Origin of the sequence: Streptomyces sp. NPDC008163 (assembly GCF_042956885.1) — a bacterium.
Taxonomy (GTDB): Bacteria; Actinomycetota; Actinomycetes; order Streptomycetales; family Streptomycetaceae; genus Streptomyces; species Streptomyces drozdowiczii_A.
This window is the reverse complement of record NZ_JBIBHG010000011.1, coordinates 304,746-322,173: the sequence shown is the minus strand read 5'-3', so window position 1 is coordinate 322,173 and position 17,428 is coordinate 304,746. Positions and strand designations below refer to the sequence as shown.

The 17,428-nt window shown below is 72.3% G+C and carries 23 protein-coding genes; 14 read left to right on the top strand and 9 right to left on the bottom strand.

Translation table 11 applies throughout. The annotated features are described in order from the left end of the window. Positions 1-27: 27 nt before the first annotated feature. Entirely contained in the window at positions 28-1,296 is a 1,269-nt protein-coding gene (locus tag ACFZAT_RS24865) for an MFS transporter (protein ID WP_391267175.1), read from the bottom strand. A 152-nt stretch (positions 1,297-1,448) separates the two neighbouring features. Between ACFZAT_RS24865 and ACFZAT_RS24860 the strand changes: the two genes are divergently transcribed. The 5 genes from ACFZAT_RS24860 (at position 1,449) to ACFZAT_RS24840 (ending at position 4,037) form a co-directional block, all read left to right on the top strand. Beyond that, positions 1,449-1,988 carry a CGNR zinc finger domain-containing protein gene (locus ACFZAT_RS24860; protein WP_391267172.1) on the top strand — a complete coding sequence of 180 codons (540 nt, stop codon included), beginning with the start codon at positions 1,449-1,451 and terminating at the stop codon, positions 1,986-1,988. Between the two features lie 73 nt (positions 1,989-2,061). Then, positions 2,062-2,550, top strand: coding sequence for a helix-turn-helix domain-containing protein (locus ACFZAT_RS24855; RefSeq protein WP_391267169.1), 489 nt, complete (start codon positions 2,062-2,064; stop codon positions 2,548-2,550). A gap of 5 nt (positions 2,551-2,555) precedes the next feature. Next, complete coding sequence (locus ACFZAT_RS24850) at positions 2,556-3,209, top strand: glyoxalase (RefSeq protein WP_391267167.1); 654 nt, start codon at positions 2,556-2,558, stop codon at positions 3,207-3,209. Positions 3,210-3,261: 52 nt separating this feature from the next. Beyond that, a complete protein-coding gene (locus ACFZAT_RS24845) occupies positions 3,262-3,723 on the top strand; it encodes an iron chaperone (RefSeq protein WP_391267164.1) in 462 nt (153 codons plus the stop codon). 59 nt (positions 3,724-3,782) lie between these two features. Then, positions 3,783-4,037: a DUF6332 family protein gene (locus tag ACFZAT_RS24840; protein WP_391267162.1), complete on the top strand. Its 255-nt coding sequence runs from the start codon at positions 3,783-3,785 to the stop codon at positions 4,035-4,037. A gap of 10 nt (positions 4,038-4,047) precedes the next feature. On the opposite strand, the gene ACFZAT_RS24835 is transcribed toward ACFZAT_RS24840, so the two are convergent. Beyond that, positions 4,048-4,695, bottom strand: coding sequence for a TetR family transcriptional regulator (locus ACFZAT_RS24835; protein ID WP_391267272.1), 648 nt, complete (start codon positions 4,693-4,695; stop codon positions 4,048-4,050). Positions 4,696-4,852: 157 nt separating this feature from the next. Here ACFZAT_RS24835 and ACFZAT_RS24830 point away from each other — a divergent pair, with 157 nt between their 5' ends. Further along, positions 4,853-6,337 carry an MFS transporter gene (locus ACFZAT_RS24830; RefSeq protein WP_391267159.1) on the top strand — a complete coding sequence of 495 codons (1,485 nt, stop codon included), beginning with the start codon at positions 4,853-4,855 and terminating at the stop codon, positions 6,335-6,337. A 95-nt stretch (positions 6,338-6,432) separates the two neighbouring features. On the opposite strand, the gene ACFZAT_RS24825 is transcribed toward ACFZAT_RS24830, so the two are convergent. Beyond that, positions 6,433-6,984, bottom strand: coding sequence for a YciI family protein (locus ACFZAT_RS24825; RefSeq protein ID WP_391267157.1), 552 nt, complete (start codon positions 6,982-6,984; stop codon positions 6,433-6,435). A 193-nt stretch (positions 6,985-7,177) separates the two neighbouring features. Here ACFZAT_RS24825 and ACFZAT_RS24820 point away from each other — a divergent pair, with 193 nt between their 5' ends. Beyond that, positions 7,178-7,645: a hypothetical protein gene (locus tag ACFZAT_RS24820; protein WP_391267154.1), complete on the top strand. Its 468-nt coding sequence runs from the start codon at positions 7,178-7,180 to the stop codon at positions 7,643-7,645. A gap of 29 nt (positions 7,646-7,674) precedes the next feature. Here ACFZAT_RS24820 and ACFZAT_RS24815 read toward each other — a convergent pair whose 3' ends face one another. Beyond that, the gene (locus tag ACFZAT_RS24815) at positions 7,675-8,211 is read right to left on the bottom strand and encodes a hypothetical protein (RefSeq protein WP_391267153.1); all 537 of its coding nucleotides are present in this window, start codon (positions 8,209-8,211) and stop codon (positions 7,675-7,677) included. Between the two features lie 60 nt (positions 8,212-8,271). On the opposite strand from ACFZAT_RS24815, the gene ACFZAT_RS24810 reads away from it, so the two are divergent. Together ACFZAT_RS24810 and ACFZAT_RS24805 are read left to right on the top strand one after the other, a co-directional pair. Further along, the gene (locus ACFZAT_RS24810) at positions 8,272-8,889 is read left to right on the top strand and encodes a S1 RNA-binding domain-containing protein (RefSeq protein WP_391267152.1); all 618 of its coding nucleotides are present in this window, start codon (positions 8,272-8,274) and stop codon (positions 8,887-8,889) included. A gap of 86 nt (positions 8,890-8,975) precedes the next feature. Further along, positions 8,976-9,575, top strand: a complete 600-nt coding sequence (locus ACFZAT_RS24805) for a dihydrofolate reductase family protein (protein WP_391267151.1) — start codon at positions 8,976-8,978, stop codon at positions 9,573-9,575. On the opposite strand, the gene ACFZAT_RS24800 is transcribed toward ACFZAT_RS24805, so the two are convergent. Continuing rightward, the gene (locus tag ACFZAT_RS24800) at positions 9,563-10,411 is read right to left on the bottom strand and encodes a peptidoglycan DD-metalloendopeptidase family protein (RefSeq protein WP_391267150.1); all 849 of its coding nucleotides are present in this window, start codon (positions 10,409-10,411) and stop codon (positions 9,563-9,565) included. The genes ACFZAT_RS24805 and ACFZAT_RS24800 overlap by 13 nt on opposite strands. A gap of 37 nt (positions 10,412-10,448) precedes the next feature. Next, a complete protein-coding gene (locus tag ACFZAT_RS24795) occupies positions 10,449-10,958 on the bottom strand; it encodes an ArsR/SmtB family transcription factor (protein WP_391267148.1) in 510 nt (169 codons plus the stop codon). 105 nt (positions 10,959-11,063) lie between these two features. On the opposite strand from ACFZAT_RS24795, the gene ACFZAT_RS24790 reads away from it, so the two are divergent. Genes ACFZAT_RS24790 through ACFZAT_RS24780 form a run of 3 tightly spaced genes read left to right on the top strand, consistent with a single transcriptional unit; the run spans position 11,064 to position 13,515 of the window. Continuing rightward, positions 11,064-11,513, top strand: a complete 450-nt coding sequence (locus tag ACFZAT_RS24790) for a MarR family transcriptional regulator (protein WP_391267145.1) — start codon at positions 11,064-11,066, stop codon at positions 11,511-11,513. An 8-nt stretch (positions 11,514-11,521) separates the two neighbouring features. Then, positions 11,522-12,964 carry an MFS transporter gene (locus ACFZAT_RS24785; RefSeq protein ID WP_391267269.1) on the top strand — a complete coding sequence of 481 codons (1,443 nt, stop codon included), beginning with the start codon at positions 11,522-11,524 and terminating at the stop codon, positions 12,962-12,964. After that, positions 12,961-13,515 carry an isochorismatase family protein gene (locus ACFZAT_RS24780; protein ID WP_391267144.1) on the top strand — a complete coding sequence of 185 codons (555 nt, stop codon included), beginning with the start codon at positions 12,961-12,963 and terminating at the stop codon, positions 13,513-13,515. Before ACFZAT_RS24785 ends, ACFZAT_RS24780 begins: the two co-directional genes overlap by 4 nt. Here ACFZAT_RS24780 and ACFZAT_RS24775 read toward each other — a convergent pair. Beyond that, complete coding sequence (locus ACFZAT_RS24775) at positions 13,499-14,035, bottom strand: tetratricopeptide repeat protein (RefSeq protein ID WP_391267142.1); 537 nt, start codon at positions 14,033-14,035, stop codon at positions 13,499-13,501. The two genes, ACFZAT_RS24780 and ACFZAT_RS24775, sit on opposite strands and share 17 nt — an antisense overlap. 24 nt (positions 14,036-14,059) lie before the next feature. Continuing rightward, positions 14,060-14,626, bottom strand: coding sequence for a hypothetical protein (locus ACFZAT_RS24770; RefSeq protein WP_391267141.1), 567 nt, complete (start codon positions 14,624-14,626; stop codon positions 14,060-14,062). A 154-nt stretch (positions 14,627-14,780) separates the two neighbouring features. Between ACFZAT_RS24770 and ACFZAT_RS24765 the strand changes: the two genes are divergently transcribed. Both ACFZAT_RS24765 and dhaL read left to right on the top strand, forming a co-directional pair. Further along, positions 14,781-15,779, top strand: coding sequence for a dihydroxyacetone kinase subunit DhaK (locus ACFZAT_RS24765; RefSeq protein ID WP_391267140.1), 999 nt, complete (start codon positions 14,781-14,783; stop codon positions 15,777-15,779). Between the two features lie 38 nt (positions 15,780-15,817). Continuing rightward, positions 15,818-16,480: a dihydroxyacetone kinase subunit DhaL gene (dhaL, locus tag ACFZAT_RS24760; protein ID WP_391267139.1), complete on the top strand. Its 663-nt coding sequence runs from the start codon at positions 15,818-15,820 to the stop codon at positions 16,478-16,480. A gap of 8 nt (positions 16,481-16,488) precedes the next feature. Here dhaL and ACFZAT_RS24755 read toward each other — a convergent pair whose 3' ends face one another. After that, complete coding sequence (locus tag ACFZAT_RS24755; protein WP_391267138.1) at positions 16,489-17,169, bottom strand: HAD-IA family hydrolase; 681 nt, start codon at positions 17,167-17,169, stop codon at positions 16,489-16,491. Positions 17,170-17,428: the final 259 nt, after the last annotated feature.

The following is a 17,428-nucleotide window of genomic DNA, read 5'->3' as shown; positions in this document are numbered from 1 at the left end:
ATCTCGTCGACTCCTCGGCCCCTTTCGTCAGCTGACCGGCCGCGCGACGATCCGGGGCACGTTCCGGAGGAACAGCGCCGGCGTCATCGCGGTCGCGGCGGCGAAGAGCCCGAACGCGAGACGCATGCCGCCCAGTTCGGCCAGGAGGCCCATGAGCGCCGCACCCAGGGGCATGGCGCCGAAGTTGAAGAGGCGGGACGCCGCACCGTAGCGGCCGAGCATCTCGTCCGGGACCCTGTGCTGCGTGAGGGTGCGGGCGTTGACCGACCAGAGGGTGCCGCCCATGCCGCCGAGGAAGGCGCCGGCCGCCACCGCCCAGAGGCTCGTCGTGAGCGCCGGCAGCGCCACCATGGCGATGGTGCCGATCAGGTCGGCGAACATCGCGCGGCGGGCACCGAGGACCCGGTTCACCCGGGTCACCGTCAGCGCACCGGCCAGGCCGCCGACGCCGAGGGCGCTGAGCAGGATGCCGTACTCACGGGATCCGAGCCCCATGGCCTGCTGGGCGTAGAGCGGCATGAGCGCCAGCCAGGCACCCCAGACGGCGGAGAGCACGGCGACGATCAGGGACAGGGTGCGTAGCAGGCGGTCGTTCCAGAGGAAACGTACGCCCTCCGCGATGCGGCTGTTGACCGAAGCGGGTGCCGTGTCCGGGGCGGGCGTGGTGGGGCGGAAGCGGCCGACGAGCAGGAGCAGGGACAGGGCGGCGAGGGTGTAGGAGGCGCCTGTCACGCCCAGGGCGAGGCCGGTTCCGGCGGCCAGGAGCAGCCCGCCGACGAAGGGGCCCGCGAATTCCTGCCCCACGGTCTCCGCGCCCACCATCCAGGCGTTGGCCCGCTCGCGCCCGGCGGGCGGCACCGCGGCCGGGACCAGGGCGGATGCGGAGGTCGAGGCCGCCACGTCGGCGACGCCGAGGACCGCACCGGCGGCGAAGAGCACGGGGAGCGCGACACCTCCGTCGAGGGCGGCGACGGTGAGCCAGGCCATCGCGGCCACGCGCATGGCGTTCGCCGTCCACAGCAGCCGGCGGCGGTCGAGACGGTCGACGAGGACGCCGATGTGGAGGGCGATGAGCAGCCACGGCAGCGTCAGGGTCAGGGAGACGGCGGTGACTTGCGCCGGTGAGCCGGTGAGCTGGGCGGCGAGCAGAGGGAGCGCCATCTTCATCACGCCGTCGGCGAGGTTGGTCGCGGCGGTGAAGGCCACGAGGACGGCGGTGTTACGGCGTCCGAGGCGCGTCCTGGTGTCGCGCCGGCCGGTCGTGGTGCCCGAGTGTTCGGGCGCTGTCGTGGTCATGGCCGTCCATCCCCCTGGTCGTCTCGGCACCAAGCCGTCTCACCGGCTAACGCGTTAGCCGGTGAGAGAACTGTGCCCCAGGCCGCCCGCACCGCGCAACCGGCAAAACGGATAGCCGGTAGAATGGCGGGGATGCGGAAGGAGTGACGCGCATGCTGGAGCAGCCGGTCCCGGCCGTCCTGGTCGAAGCCTTCGCCAACACGGTCGACGTGGAGGAGGCGAGCGACGAGATCGCCGCCCCCGCCGGGTTGTCCGCCTGGCTCGCCGGACGCGGTCTGCTCGACGCCCCGGCGGAGCTCGCGGCGGACGTGCACGCCGACTACCTCGCCCTGCGCGCGGGGCTCAGGGAGGAGCTGGGCACGCACGTGGGCGACACGCCCGACCCCGCACTGCTCGCCGCCGCCGAGCGGGTCCTCGCCGCGCACCCGGTGCTGGTCACCGCCCGGGGCACGCTCACCGCCGCCCCGGGACTGCCTCCGGAGCGCCGGCCCCTGGCGGCCCTGGCCATCGCCTGGAACGAGCTGGTCACCACCGGCGACGCGGCCCGGCTCAAGCGGTGCGCCGAGCACACCTGCGCCTGGGCGTTCTGGGACGTCTCGAAGAACCGCAGCCGCCGCTGGTGCTCGATGAAGGTGTGCGGCAACCGCAACAAGTCCCGCACCTACGCCACCCGGAAGCGGCAGGGCGCCTGACGGCGCCTCCGGCCGCCGGGCTGATCAGGAATCGAGAAGCAGGCGACGCCGCGGCCTCCCTAGCCTGCTGGACATGGACATCTCACCCGTACGAAGTACCCCGGGGCAGCGCCCGGCCGATGTGGCGCGGTTGCGCCGCGTCCGCGATCTGATCGAACGGAGCTACGCCGCGCCGCTGGACGTGGTGGCGCTCGCGCGCGGGGCGGACATGGCCCCCGGCTGCCTCAGCCGGCGGTTCCGGACCGTCTACGGGCAGTCCCCGTACGCCTATCTGACGGCGCGCCGCGTGGACCGCGCGACGCTGCTGCTCCGGGGCGATCTCGGCGTCGACGCCGTGGGCGCGGCGGTCGGCTGCGCGACGCCGGGGATATTCGCCGCCCGCTTCACCGAGCTGGTCGGTATGGCGCCGGAGCGCTTCCGCCGACTGGCCCGGGGCGGGGCGGACGGCGCGGGCGCGGCGGTGGCGCCCGGCGTCGAGGGGCTGCCGGCGTGCCTGGCGCAGCGGGTCGCGAGAGCGGTCAGGAATCAAGAAGCCCAGGCACCGGCCCGGCCCCTAACGTGAAGTGCATGGACACCACCACTGACACCAAGCCCACCGCCTCGCTCTCCTCCTTGACCCTTGAGGTGGCCGACGTCGAGGAGGCCCGCCGCTTCTACGCCGCCTTCGGTGTGGACACGCACATCCGGCTGCGGGCCCGAGAGGCCCAGGACACCGGCTTCCGCGGCTTCACCCTGGCGCTGACCGTGTCCGGGCCCGCCACCGTCGACGGCTTCGTCGCCGCGGCGGTCGATGCCGGGGCCACCGTGCTGAAGCCGGCCGCGAAGTCGCTGTGGGGGTACGGCGGCGTCGTACAGGCCCCGGACGGGACGATCTGGAAGATCGCGACCTCGTCCAAGAAGGACACCGGGCCCGCCACCCGCGAGATCGACGAGCTCGTGCTGCTGCTCGGCGTCCAGGACGTGAAGGCCACCAAGCAGTTCTACGTGGACCGGGGCCTCACCGTCGGCAAGAGCTTCGGCGGGAAGTACGCCGAGTTCCAGCCCGCCGATTCCTCCGCCGTCAAGCTGGCCCTGTACAAGCGCCGCGCCCTCGCCAAGGACCTCGGCGTCCCGGACGTCGCGGCCGGCTCCCACCGGATCGTCCTCGGCGGCACCGCCGGCGCCTTCACCGACCCGGACGGCTTCGCCTGGGAGCCCGCCGCCCCCGCCGACCGCGCCTGACCCGCACGCCCGTTCTCCGCCCCGCCTTCCCCGTACGAGAGGAACCCCTGCCATGCCGACGTCGAAGTCCTCCGAGAAGTACAGCGGATTCACCGCCGAGGAGCGGGCCGCGATGAAGGAGCACGCCAGCGAGGAGAAGAAGGCGGCTTCCCGGCGCGGCGCCTCCCGCGCGGAAAAGGAGGCGGCAGCGGAGCAGGACGTCCTCGCGAAGATCGCCGAAATGGGTGACACCGACCGCGTACTCGCCGAGCGCATCCACAAGATCATCACAGAGGCCGCTCCGGAGCTGGCGCCGAAGCTCTGGTACGGCATGCCGGCGTACGCCAGGGACGGCAAGATCGTCTGCCACTTCCAGAGCGCGGAGAAGTTCAAGTCCCGCTACGCGACGCTCGGCTTCAGCGACCAGGCCGCACTCGACGACGGCGCGATGTGGCCGGCCGCCTACGCCCTGACCGAACTGACCTCGCCCGCCGAGGAGCAGATCACCGCGCTCGTCCGGAAGGCGGTGAGCTGAAGCACTCCCCCACGCCCCTTCCCTGCCGCAGGGGTTGACCGCGCTGCGAGACTTGCGCCATGGACTTGGGGCGCGAGTCGCGGTGGGAGAAGGACGCGATGACGGTGGAGATCGTCTTCGCTCTGGTGACGGCCGCCGCGCTGGGGGCGGCCGTCTTCGCGGCGTCCTTCGGCGCCGCCCTGGTGTTCGACGTCACCGGCCCGGCACGTGACCACACACTGACCGCAGGCACGCTGCTCGGAGCGGCGGCCGGGGCGTGGCGCGTGATACGGGTGCTGCGCCGGTTCGACGCGCGGCGCCGACAGGGCCACTGAGCCGCAGGGGTTACGCTCCGGCCTGCAGGCGCAGGCCGGCCAGGGTCAGGTCCAGCGCGGAGCGGAACTGGTCCACGTCGTCGTGGCCGTCGAACTCGTCGACGATCTCGTGGACGAAGGGGTAGTCCTCCGGATCGAGCCCCCGCCAGGCCGCGGCGAACCGGCCGAGGTATTCCTCGCGGTTCACGGCGCCGTCGAGGATCTCCTCCGGCGGCTCCTGCCCCATGTCGACGGCGGAGCCGACCACGACCCCGACGACCGCGGAGACGGCGTGGAACCGCTGACGCGCGTCGAGCTTCAGACGAAGCGTCTGCCGGCCCAGCGTCTCTAACACACGCAGGGAATTGCTCTGCACATCGGTGTTGCGCATGAAGTACGCGCCGAGCCAGGGCCTCTCCACGACCGCGTCGAACAGCGTCAGGGCCATCGCGCGCAGGTCCTCGATGGGGTCGTCGCCGACCGGGAGCTTCTCGATCTCGGCGAGCACCGTGCCCATCACATGGTCGGTGGCGCGGTCGAGCAGTTCGTCCTTGCTCGCGACGTACCAGTAGATGCTGGCGACGCCGCCGCCCAGGCGCTGCGCGAGCGCGCGGAAGGTCAGCGCGGGCGCGCCGGCCTCGTCCAGCAGGGCCACCGCCTCGGTCAGCACGGACTCCATCGAGTGCGAGGCCCGGCGGCGTCCCCCGTCGGCCCGGCGCCGCTGCTGTGCCATGGCTCGTTCCTCTCGCTTTTTGCATCGTATCGAACGCTGTTCTATCGTAGCTCATCGTACGGCGTTCGATAGCCGAACGATGTTCGATCGAAAGGACCGCGCCATGACTGCCGCCCCACCCGGAAACGGGTCCCGTTCCTATTCCTCGCTGCGTGCGGCGTGGATACCCCTCGCCGCCCTGTGCCTGGCCTTCTTCGTCGAGATGGTCGACAACACGCTGCTGTCGATCGCCCTGCCCACCATCGGCCGCGACCTCGGCAGCGGCACGACCGCTTTGCAGTGGGTCACCGGTGCGTACTCGCTGACGTTCGGCGGCCTTCTGCTGACCGCCGGATCGATGGCGGACCGGCTCGGGCGCCGCCGGGTGCTGCTCATCGGGCTCACCGTGTTCGGGGCGCTCAGTCTGTGCGTCGCCCTCGTCTCCACCGCCGGCGAGCTGATCGCCCTGCGCGCCGCGCTCGGCGTGGCCGCCGCCGCGATGGCTCCGATCACGAACTCCCTGGTCTTCCGCCTGTTCGACGACAAGGCCCTGCGGATGCGTGCGATGACCGTCATGATCATCGTGGGCATGTCCGGCTTCGTGCTCGGCCCGCTGCTCGGCGGTACGGCGCTGGCGCACGTGCGCTGGGAGTGGCTACTGCTCGTCAACGCCCCGATCGCGCTGATCGCGTGCGTCGGCGTCCGGCTCGGCGTCCCGGCCGACCGGCCCGAGGACCTGACCAAGGACCGGCTCGACGTGCCGGGCGCGCTGCTGAGCGTCGCCGCCATCGGGCTCGCCTGCTACTCGCTGACCAGCGGTGTCGAGAACGGCTGGCTCTCCGGGATCACCCTGGGGTCGATCGTGGGCGCGGTCGCGGCCGCGTACGCCTTCGTCCGGCACGAGCGGCGCAGCGCGGCGCCCATGCTGGATCTGCGGGTCTTCTCGAACGGCACGGTGCGGGGGGCCGCGCTCGCGCAGATCGGGACGTCGATCGCGATGGCCAGTGTGATGTTCGGGCTGATCCTGCACTTCCAGTACGCGTACGGGTGGAGCCCCGTCCGGGCCGGCCTGGCCAACCTGCCCATCATCGTGACGATGCTCATGGCCACCCCGCTGTCCGAGTGGCTCGCCCGCCGGTTCGGCCACCGCATCGCCTGCCTGGTGGGCGCGGCCTGCCTGGCAGGGTCGCTGGCCGGTCTCGCCTGGGGCGTCGAGCACGGGTACGCCGTCATCGCGGTGTGCATGGTGCTCATGACCGTGGGGCTGCGCACCGTGATGACGATCTGCGCGGTCGCCCTCGTGGACGCGATGCCCAGTAATCGCACGTCGATCGCCGCCGCCCTGAACGACACCGCCCAGGAGGTCGGCTCCAGCATCGGCACCGCGGTGGTCGGCACGCTGATCGCCGCGCTGGTCACCACGTCGCTCCCCGCCGGGGTCTGGAGCGGCGACCTCGTCGCGTCCTTCTTCCACGGCGAACGGATCACCTACGCGCTGCTCGCGGTGGTCGTCGGCCTGATCGCGGCCGGCGGCGCGCTGAGCCTCACCGACTCGCACAGCGTCGAGGAACACCCCGTCGAAGAGCCCGCCGTCGAGGAACCCGCCTGAAGTGCGCCCCGGCAGCGGAGCCCGTCGGTCCCGGGCTCGGCTGCCGGGGGGCCGGGGGAGGGCCCGGCCTCGTACGTGGCCGGGCCCTCCCCCGTTCACCGGCGTCCGCCGAACTCCCAGTCGTGGACCTCGATGTCGGCATACCGGTCCGCTGTGAGGACAGCGCGTGCCTCATCCGGGCCCGCGGCCCTGAGCAGGCAGGCCGTACCGAGCCACGTCCCGCCGTCGTCGGACAGCAGCGGCCCGTACGCGATCAGGTCGTCCTGAGTGGGCGGCGGGCCGGGGTCGGCTGCGGGGCCTTCGCCGAAGCCGATCACCAGGTAGCGGTTGCCTCCGCCTTCCGAGCCCCCGGGAAAGTCCCACATGGTGCGGCCCAGCACGTTGTGCCAACGACGAATCAGCACGTCCCGATAGGCGCCTGCCTGGTAGTTGGGCTCATCGAAGGCGAACGCCCGGGCGGTGGCCGCATCGGGGAGGTCCACGATGTGCACGCTTCCGGTGGGCGTCTCACCGTCAGCGGCGAAGGTCGGGCCCCGGGCGATCAGCTCCTTGGCGTACCGGTCCATGTACGACCAGTGCTCCTCCAGCAACTCTTCGCGCAGAGCGAGGGAGCCCGGCCGGTCTCGGTGGTAGCAGAAGTACTCCATGACCACAGACCCTTCCGCTTCGACGGCACCCGCTCAACTGGTTTCGGGTTCCCGGTGCTTTGCGGGGCGGCCCCGGGAGGACCGGCCGTGCTACTGAGGTCCGACGACCGGGTTGGCTCCCCGGTATGACGCCGTCGGCCCGGCCGAACCCCTACGGTCCGGTCACCGCACCGAACCCGAGAAGGGGCTCCCCATGACACGCGCACCCGACACCCTGACCGCGCACCGCCGTCCGCTGCCGCGGCGGGCGGTCCTGCTCCTGGTCCATGCGCTGCTGGCCCTGCCCGCCACCGTCCTCGCGCTGGTGCTGGCCCTGACCGGCCGGACGTCCGCCGCCGGCCGGCTCCAGCGGCGCCTCGCGTCCCTCGGCGGGCCGGCCGCGTCCCCGTCGGACACGCACCGCTTCGGGACCGTCGTCGGCCGGGCCCTGCGCGGCCTCCCGGCGAACGCCCTCGCCTTCGCGCTGGCCGCCCCCTCGGTGGCCCTCCTGCTCACCCGCGGCCTGCTGTACCCCCTGGCGACGAGGGGCGAGGACACCGCCAACGCCTGGGGCGGACCCACCCCGGCAGGCGCCTGGGCGGCCCACTTCGCGATCGCCCTGGCCATGGTCACGCTGGTCACAGCCCTCCTCACCACCACCCGCCGTCCACACCGGTGGTAGCCGCCGGGAACCGCTCCCGCCGGTCGGCATCATCCGGGTGCGCCGTCGACCACCCCGGACAGCGCGTCGGCGGACTCCGGGGTCAGGCGGTAGAAGCCCTGAAGGCTGATCGAGTTCTCGAGGCGGCCGTCCACCACATACTTCAGGACCCGCGTGCGGCCTCGACGGTTCTGCCAGGTCAGCTGCGGGAGCAGGTCCCCGGGGACCTGCACGTCGAAGCGTACGGGGGTCGCCGCCACGTGCACCGCCTCGGCGCCGCAGCCGTCGGCGCCGAGCATCGACCAGTCGTCGTGGCCCGGATGGGCGGGGTCCTCCCAGGTGGCGGGAGGCGTGCCGCAGCAGTCACCCCGCTCCCTGTCGACCACGTGCAGCCGGCTCACTATGCAGACCTGGCGCCGGCTGACGTGCACCGCGTACACCGTGTCCCCGGCGCTCGCGCCCGCCCACCGGGGCAACGAGGAGTGCACACCGCTGAAGGCGACCGGCGGCCGCTCGCCCACCCGGCCCGCCCTGCGCAGGGCCCGGCACACGTCATGGGTCCACAGGACCGTGAAGGCATCAGACATGGCGTGATCGTACGGACGGGGACTGACATCGACGGCCGCGGTCGTGCCAGGGTGGGCGGCATGGACTGGCAGGCCGAAAGCCCGGAACTATGGACCTTTCTCGGGTCGCTGCACGACGGCGAGATACTCACCGGCACCGTCGCGGCGATCGAGAGGTTCGGGGTCTTCGTGGCACTGGACAAGGGCCCGGAACATCCCATATTCCCGGGCGTCGGGTTCCTCACCATTCCCGAACTGTCGTGGCGGCGCCTCGACGATGCGGAGCAGGTCGTGCGGATCGGGCAGCGCGTCACGTGCGAGTTCATCGGCTTCGACACCCACAACGCGGAGGCCCGGCTGTCCCTGCGTGCCCTGCTACCCGATCCGCTCAAGGCTTTCGCCTACCGCACCGAAACGGGCCACGTACTGCGCGGGACGGTGAAGGCGGTGCATCCCATCGGCGTATTCGTCGAGGTCGGGGAGGGGATCGTCGGCCTGGTGCCCTTCAGGGAGAATCCTGGCCTTGTGAGGATTCCCGGGCTCCCGTCGGCCGACCGGTCGGCCGGCTTCGAGATCGGTGCGGGCATCACCATCGTCGTCCTGGACATCGACGTGTCGAGAAGACGTCTGTTGTTCGCCGAGGCGGACGGCTTTCGGCAGGCGAGTGGCGAGCTTTCCGGTCAGGACGTCGGACTTTGACCCGTCGCTGCGCGGTGGGCGATGAGTTTGGGGGTTGACGGCGGTCATTACTGGCACACGCAACGGATCCGTGAAGGGACAGTCCGATGACCAGCCTCATGGTGGACTTCATCATTTCGCTCGACGGATATGCCTCCGCCGAGGGCTGGCCCGGGTTCTGGGGGATGGAGGGGCCCGAATATCTCGCCTGGATCGACAGTGAGGGCGAGAAGCGGCACGTCAGTCTGATGGGGGCCACGACCTACCGGCTCATGTCGGGGTTCGCCGCGCAGGCGCCCGACGACCCCGGGTTCGCCGAGCTGAACGCCATGTCCAAGGTCGTGTTCTCGTCCACACTGGAACCGCCTCTCGTCTGGAAGAACACCGAACTGGTCAGGGGCGACGCCGTCGAGGCCGTGCGGGAGATGAAGCGGACGCAGACGCGTCCGCTGCGCACGCTCGGCAGCCTCAGTCTGTGCCGGGCGCTGCTCGTGGCCGGTCTCGTGGACCGCTTCCGGGTCGTCGTCTTCCCGGTCATCACCGGCGCCACCGGGCGGGAGAGGATCTTCGACGCGTACCCCGATGTCCGCCTCGATCTGGTCGAGAGCCGCACCTTCGACGGGCGGCTCCAGTTGCTGGAGTACGCCCCCACCGTTCTCGACGGGCCGCCCGGCGAGAACGGTGGAGGTCCGGGTCAGACGTCCTGAGGCCGTGCCGGAGCGGAGGCGTCCACGGTGAACGCCTCGCCTGCGGCCGGTACGCCGACTCCGTGCCAGGTGAACGGAATTCCGCGCGCCGTCTCCAGGTCCGGGCCGTCCATCAGCTGGAAGTGCACATGGGGCTGGGTCGAGTTGCCCGAGTTGCCGCATTGGGCGAGCAGATGGCCGGGCTCGACCTCGTCGCCCGGCCGGACGCGCAGGGAGCCGCGCCGGACGTGCGCGTACACGGCGTGGGTTCCGTCGCCCAGGTCGAGGACCATGTGGTTGCCGACTATGCGACGGCTGCCACCCATGGTCCGGCCGACGCCCTCGACCAGCCAGAAGTACAGAACCCCGGCGAGCGAGCTGCGGCTCAGGTGGTCGCGCTGGCCGTCCTCCGCGTGCACGACGGTCGCGCCCGCGACCGCATACAAGGGGGCGCCGAAGGCGGGATAGTCCCCGTTGCGCCGGGCGACGGGCCAGAACCACACCGGGGCGGGGCGGGCGGGCCCCTCCGCCGGCTCGGCCACGATGTCGATGGCATAGGTCTGCGCCAGGTTGTGCGTGCCGTGGCTCGGGACCTTGTCGGCGGGGCTGTTGACCGCGGACCAGCGGCCGGTCACCGGGGGCGCCACCGCGACGGGCGCCGGGGGCGCCGTCTCGATCCGGTGGCGGGCGGAGCGGGCTGTCACCAGGCCGATTCCCATCGCACCGAGCGCCGGGAGCCAACTCACCCAGTAGTTGTACGGCAGTTCCACGAAGAACCTGGCAACGATCTGGGCGAAGAAGACCACCCACAGCGCGTACTGGATCTTGGCGGCGATCTTCCGTCGGTCCACGGACATGTGCTCCCCCTTGTTGGTCTGCGGTGCAAGCGATAGGTCAGGTCACAGGGCGGGCGGCGGTGAGCACCACCAGGAGTGGCACGACGCGCCCCGCCGGTATCTCGTAGCGGCCGCGCTCCGGGGAGTGCAGCCAGCCGGCGCCCGTCAGCTGACGCAGATGGTGGTAGACCTGGCCGGTCGTCCCGACCCCGTCGAGCGCGGCCAGTTCCGCCGCGGTGCGCAGGCCGCCCAGGACCTCGCGCAGCAGCGTCAGCCGTACGGGGTGGCCGAGCGCGGCGAATGACGCGGCGGCTTCCGACCAGTCGTCGTCCAGCACCGTCTCGGTCAGCAGCCCGTACTGCCATTCGTAGCGATGCCCGGTCGGTACGCGCACCGCGCCGGTGAACAGCACCGCACCGTCCGCCTCCTCCGTCACCGGGTGCCGTGCCTTCAGCGCATCGAGCGCCCAGAAGTCGGCCTGCGCCACGGGGGGCGCGGGCACGGCGGACGCCTGCACCAACTCGGCCAGGCGTCGTTCGAGCTCGGTGACACGCTCCTCCAGGTCCATGTTTCGAGATTACGTAATTACGGAGTCACACGCAAGGGTGCATCTCCGCCGTCAGCAACGCAGGCTCAATTGCGCAGTCCAAGCTGCGCACTTTAGGCTGCCCGTATGAACGAGACCGAGCAGCCCGTCTCCGAGACGGCCGCGAGTGCCGCGCACGAGATCCGCGTGGTGTACAGCCGACTGCGGCGGCGCCTTCGGGAGACGTACGACCGCGGTGAACTCACGCCCTCCCAGACCTCCGTCCTCAGCCGGCTGGACAAGGACGGCGAGGCCTCGGTGGTCAATCTGGCCGCCGCCGAGGGCGTGCGGCACCAGTCGGTGGCAAGCACCGTCGGCGCCCTGGTCGAGCGTGGTCTGGTCAGCCGCCGCCCGGACCCGGAGGACGGCCGCCGGCAGCTGGTCTACGTGACCGACGGCGGGCACAACTTCCTGGAGGACCGCCGCCGCGCCGGAGAGGGCTGGCTCGCCCGCGCTCTCGAGGAGCACTGCACGGAGGAGGAGCGGCGCGACCTCCTGGCGGCGATGACCGTCCTGGAGCGGATCGTCCGCTCGTGAGTACGGGAATGACGCGCGCCCTGAAACGGTGGCGCCCCGGGCGGGGCAAGGACGCGGCGCACGGCTTCGACCGGCGGCTGCTCGCCCCGATGATGACGGGGGCCGCCCTCAACCCCGTCAACTCCTCCATCATCTCGGTCTCCCTGGTCCCGATCGGTGCGGCCTTCGGCGCTCCGCCCTCCCGGACGGCGTGGCTGATCTCCGCCCTGTATCTGGCGACCGCGATAGGCCAGCCGGTGATGGGCCGGCTGATCGACCTGTTCGGGCCCCGGCGCCTGTTCCTGGCCGGGACCGCGCTGACCGGCATCGCCGGGGTCGTCGGCATGCTGGCGCCCAGCCTCGGCGTCCTCGTCGCCGCGCGGGTGCTGCTCGGATTCGGCACCTGCTCCGGCTATCCGGCCGCCATGTACCTGATCCGCAGCGAGGCCCGGCGCACCGGCGAGAAGAGCCCGGCCGGGGTGCTGACCGCGCTCGCGATCACCACCCAGACCATCGCCGTCGTCGGCCCGAGCGTGGGCGGGCTGCTCGTCGGCATCGGCGGCTGGCGCGCCACCCTGGCCGTCAACATCCCGCTGGCCCTCCTCGGCCTGTACCTCGGGGCGCGCCGTATCCCGGCGCTTCCCGGGACGGCCCGCGCGGACGGCCGCTCCTGGGTGCGGAGCCTGGACCTGCCGGGCATGGGGCTGTTCGCCGTGGCGCTGTCCTGCCTGCTGCTGTTCCTGATGGATATCGGCAGCGGCGCCTGGTACCTCCTGGTGCTCACCCTCGCGGCCGGTGCCGGCTTCACGTGGCGCGAGCTGCGTGCCGGGGAGCCGTTCATCGACGTACGCGTGCTCGGCGGGAATCTGCCCCTGGTCGCCACATACGGCCGCGCCCTGCTCTGTTACGTGGTCACCTACGCCTTCCTGTACGGATTCACCCAGTGGACCGAGCAGGGGCGCGGGCTGTCCGCCTCGCAGGCCGGGCTGGTCCAGCTGCCCCTGTTCGCGACGGGGATCGCCGTCTCGGCCCTCACCGGACGGCGCCAGGCCGTGCGCGGGAAGCTCCTGGTGGGCGCGGCCGGGCAGATCGTGGCGTGTGCGCTGCTGCTCCTCCTGCACGGCGACAGCCCGGTGTGGATGCTGCTGGCGGTCGTGGTCGTCCTCGGTGTGCCGCAGGGGCTGAACGGGCTCGCTCTCCAGAACGCGGTCTACCACCAGTCCGACGCCGACCGCATCGGCTCGTCCGCCGGGCTGCTGCGCACCTTCGGCTACCTCGGCGCGATCACCGCGTCCGCCGCGAACGGCGCCTTCTTCGGGCAGCGCGCCGACACCGGCGGGCTGCACCACCTGGCCTGGTTCATGCTCGCCACCAGCGTCCTGTTCCTGGTGGTGACCGTCGCCGACCGCTCGCTGCGCCGCATCGGCGAAAGCTCCGAGAACGACTCCCAGAACGATGAGGAAAGCCCATGACCCGTCCCGCCCTGCTCGTGATGGACCTGCAGAAGGCCATCGTCGGCCGCGTCCCCGGTCTCGACGCCGGCTTCACTCCGAGGATCGCCCGGGCCGTCGCCGCGGCCCGTCGGGCCGATGTGCCCGTGGTGCACGTCGTCGTCGGCTTCCGGCCGGGCCGTCCCGAGGCCAAGTCCAGTCCGCTCTTCGGCGCCCTGCCCGACGGGGCCTTCACCGGGACCGACCCGGGGGCGGAGATCCACCCCGACCTCGCCCCGCTCCCCGGTGAGGCCGTCGTCACCAAGAAACGGGTCAGCGCCTTCACGGGCAGCGACCTCGATCTCGTCCTGCGCGGGTCGGGTGTCGACCACCTGGTCCTGACCGGCCTCGCCACCAGCGGTGTCGTGCTCTCCACGCTCCGCCAGGCCGCCGACCTCGACTTCCGTCTCACCGTCCTGGCCGACGGCTGCGCCGACCGCGACCCGGAGGTGCACCGCGTGCTCACCGAGAAGGTGTTCCCGAACCAGAGCGAGGTCACGACGGTGGACGCCTGGATCACGGGCCTGGGCTGACCCCTTCCGCGCCGCCCGGCTCCACGGCGTCCAGGTCGTCGGCGTAGTGCTCGATCGCACGCCGGTACTGCCGCACCCCGGGGTCGTCGGAGGCGGTGGCCAGCGTCTTCAGGAGCAGTCCCACCGCCTCGCGGCCCTCGCCGCGGTTGTACAACGCCATGGCCAGGAACGCCTGGAGCGACGCGTCCTCCGGGAACGCTTCGAGCCCGCGCCGCAGGGTCCGCGCGGCCTCCTCGTAACGCCCCAGGACCCGGTACGTGCTCCCGAGCCCGAGGAAGGCCCCGTGCCGGTCCTCGCGGGCCAGGCCCTCCCCCGCCAGCGCTCGCTCGTAGAACGGCACGGCCTCCGCCTCCAGGCCGAGGACGTCGTGTACCCAGGCGGTCTGGTAGGCGATCACGGCGTCCTGCGGATACCGCCCGCCCAGCTCCAGCAACCGGTCGCGGGCCGCCCCGGCCTCCCCCTGCTCCCGCAGCCGCACGGCACGCGCCAGGGCGAGGTCCCTCTCGTGGTCATCGCTCATGCGGCCCACAGTCGCACACCCCGGTCAGGCGAGGACCAGCCACCCGACGTACTCGACGCAGAGGCCCAGCGTCCCCCACAGGAGGATGTCGGCCACCGGCCGCACCGGGCGGCCGACTCGCTCGCACCGGAGGGTGAGGTAGACGGCCAGGACGGCCGGCGTCATAGCGATCCACAGCACCGCAACGGCCGGGGCGCCCCTGGCGGCGGCCTGAAGCCCCTCACCGGCTCCGGCCCGCGCCATCGCGACCAGCGCGGGGAGCACTGCCACCGGCAGCAGTCCGAGGAGCGTCGCCGCCCACACATACCGTCGACGCTCGCCGTGCCCCCTCCGCCGGCCGAACCGGTGCGCCATGGCCACCAGCGGCAGCACGTAGACGAAGGTGACCAGTCCGCTCAGCGCCCAGAGCAGTGGCGCTCCGGCCACCAGCGCGAACGCGAAGCTGAGCGCGCCGGATTCCTCCGGAGCGGCCGGCCGGCCCGACCACAGCGGCACGGACCCGAGCAGGGACAGGCACAGCACCGCGATCGAGACGGACGACGGCGCCGAGCCCGTCCGCTCGGCCGGGAGTCCTCTGCCGAGCCGACTCATGGCGCCCCCTCTCCTATCTCCTGTCACCCCACGCACCACTCACCTCGTGCCACGCTGTGCGAGTTGCCGCATGCGGACCGTTACCCGCACCATGGGATTATCGTCCGGGTCGGCTCGTACGGCCTCACCGCCAGGGACGGGATGGGTGCGGCTCATGGCCAGGTACTTCGAGAACGGCGCCGGTGAACTAGTGGCCGACGCACTGTCCGGCTTCGCCCGTGCGCACGGGGATCTGGTGCGGTACGACGCGGCGGACGGTTTCGTCACCGCCCGGCACACCGCTCCCACGCGGCGGGTGGGGCTGTTGTCGGGCGGCGGATCCGGGCACGAGCCGCTGCACGCGGGGTTCGTCGGCGCGGGCATGCTCGATGCCGCGTGCCCGGGGCGGGTGTTCGCCTCGCCGCACAACCGGCAGATCTTCCGGGCCTCCCGCGCGGTGGCGGGTTCCGGGGGCGTGCTGCACATCGTGAAGAACTACACGGGTGACCGAATCAACTTCGGCATCGCGGCCGAGCGCCTCGCCGACGCGGGGATCGCCTGCGCGCGGGTCCTCGTGGACGACGACCTGGCCACCGACTCGGAGGACATCGCGGCCGGACGGCGCGGCACGGGCGCCACGGTGCTGCTGGAGAAGGTCCTGGGCGCCGCCGCCGACACGGGCATGGGGCTCGACGAACTGGTGGAGCTGGGGACGGGCCTCGCGGGCCGGTGCCGTACGCTCGCCGTCGCGTCCGCCGCGCACCACGCGCCGGCCACCGGCGAACCGGCGTTCGAACTGCCGTCCGGCGAGCTGGAGTACGGCGTGGGGATCCACGGCGAGCGCGCCGCCCGCACCCGGGAACAGGGCTCCGTGGCCGCGTTGGTGGAGGAGATGACGGGGGCGCTGCTGAAGGCGTTGCGGCCAGGGCCCGAGGAGTCGGTCGTCGCCCTCGTCAACGGGCTGGGCTCGGTCACCTCGCTCGAACTGTACTCGGTGTTCGGCGAGTTGGGGCGGGTGCTCGACGCCCGAGAGGTGCGGCTCGCACGCCACCTGGTGGGCGACTACGTGACAGCGCTGGACATGCGCGGGTTCTCCCTCACGCTCATGGCCGCAGGCCCGGCCGTCCTGGACTTCTACGACGCACCCGTGCACACCCCGGCACTGCGGTGGTGACCGGTCAGCCCCCTGCGGGACGAAGGCGAGGAGGGCCCATGACGAGCGACGCTCTGGACGGCACGCGGACCCGCGAGTGGGCGGGGCACTTCGCGGACTCGGTCCACGCGACGGAGGCCGAGCTGACGGAGCTCGACCAGCAGGCGGGCGACGGCGACTTCGGCGCCAACCTCGCCGCCGGGGTCCGGGCCGCCGGTCCGCTGCTCGACCGGGTGGCGGCGTCGGCCGGCCCCGGTGAGCACCTCGGGGCCCTGGCCACCGCCTTCCTGGACGAGGTCGGCGGGACCAGCGGCCCGCTGTTCGGCCTGCTGTTCCAGGCGATGGGCCGGGCCGCCGGATCCGGTCCCGGGCTGACGACGGGCGCGCTCGCCGAAGGCGCCGCGGAGGGCCTGGCCGCGATCCGCCGCGTCGGCGACGCGGCGCCCGGTGACAAGACGCTCGTCGACGCGCTGGCCCCGGCCGCCGAAGCGCTGCGGGCGGCCGGGGACGCACCGCCCGCCGACGCCCTGGCCGCCGCTGCGGACGAGGCGTGGCGGGGGGTGCGGGAGACCGCGTCCCAGGCGGCGCGCATGGGGCGGGCCAGTTACCTGGGCGAGCGGGCCACCGGCGTCCCGGACCCGGGGGCCGTGGGCATGGCACTGTTCTTCGCGTCCGCGGCGGGCACGGTGCGGCGGCTGGCGCCCCACCTCACCGATGACTGACCCGCCGGTCAGGGGCCGAGGCGGCTGCGGGCCCAGCTGAGCAGCTCGGGGTCGGCCAGGCTCGCCACCCACAGGTCGGCCTGTTCGCCGTCCGGGTCCGGCGGGCGCGTCCCGAGGCCGATCACGCGGAGGCCGGCCCGGCGCGCCGACTCCATGCCGGTCAGCGAGTCCTCCACGGCCAGGGCCTCTTCCGGCGGCACGCCGCAGAGGCGGGCGGCCGCCCGGTACACGTCCGGCTCGGGCTTCGGCCGGACCTCCTCGCCTGCGACCACGACATGCTGGAAGCAGCCGAGGAGTCCGGCCCGGTCGAGGCATGACTCCACCGTGACCCGCGGGCAGTTGCTGGCCACCGCGAGGGGGCGGTGGCGGGCGGCCAGCCGGACCAGCGAGGCGGCACCCGGCATGGTGACCGGGTCCTCCTCGACCAGCGCGGTGAAGGTGCTCAGGAGGGTGTCGGCGAATTCGCCGGCCAGGTCCGCTTTCCCGGTCTCCTGGGCCATCAGGGCGCCGCACTCGATGTAGTGCACGCCCTTGGCCCGGTCGGCGAACCCGGCGGGCGGGGTGAGCCCGAAGAGCCGGAAGGTGATGGTGCGGGCCTCCTGCCAGTGCCTTTCCGTATCCATCAGGGTGCCGTCGCAGTCGAAGACGAGGGCGGACGGGGACCAGGAGAGGATGCGATGAGCTGTCATGTAACCGCCGTTCTCGGAGGCTGCGCCGACCGGTGAACCACGAGGGCGCAGACATGTGCCTGGGGGCACACTTATGGAGGGGAGGAATCGGACGCGGGCGTCGCTCCGTGACCGCGGCGGCCAGGTCGATTCCGCTGGGCGCCGCGACGGACTTGAGACCCCGAGGATCAGCCCGTCCGAAACATCATGACCATTACGTTATTTCGGCGGCCCCGAATTCCGCAATCACCAATTCGAGTGCACCGGAATACCCGGAGAA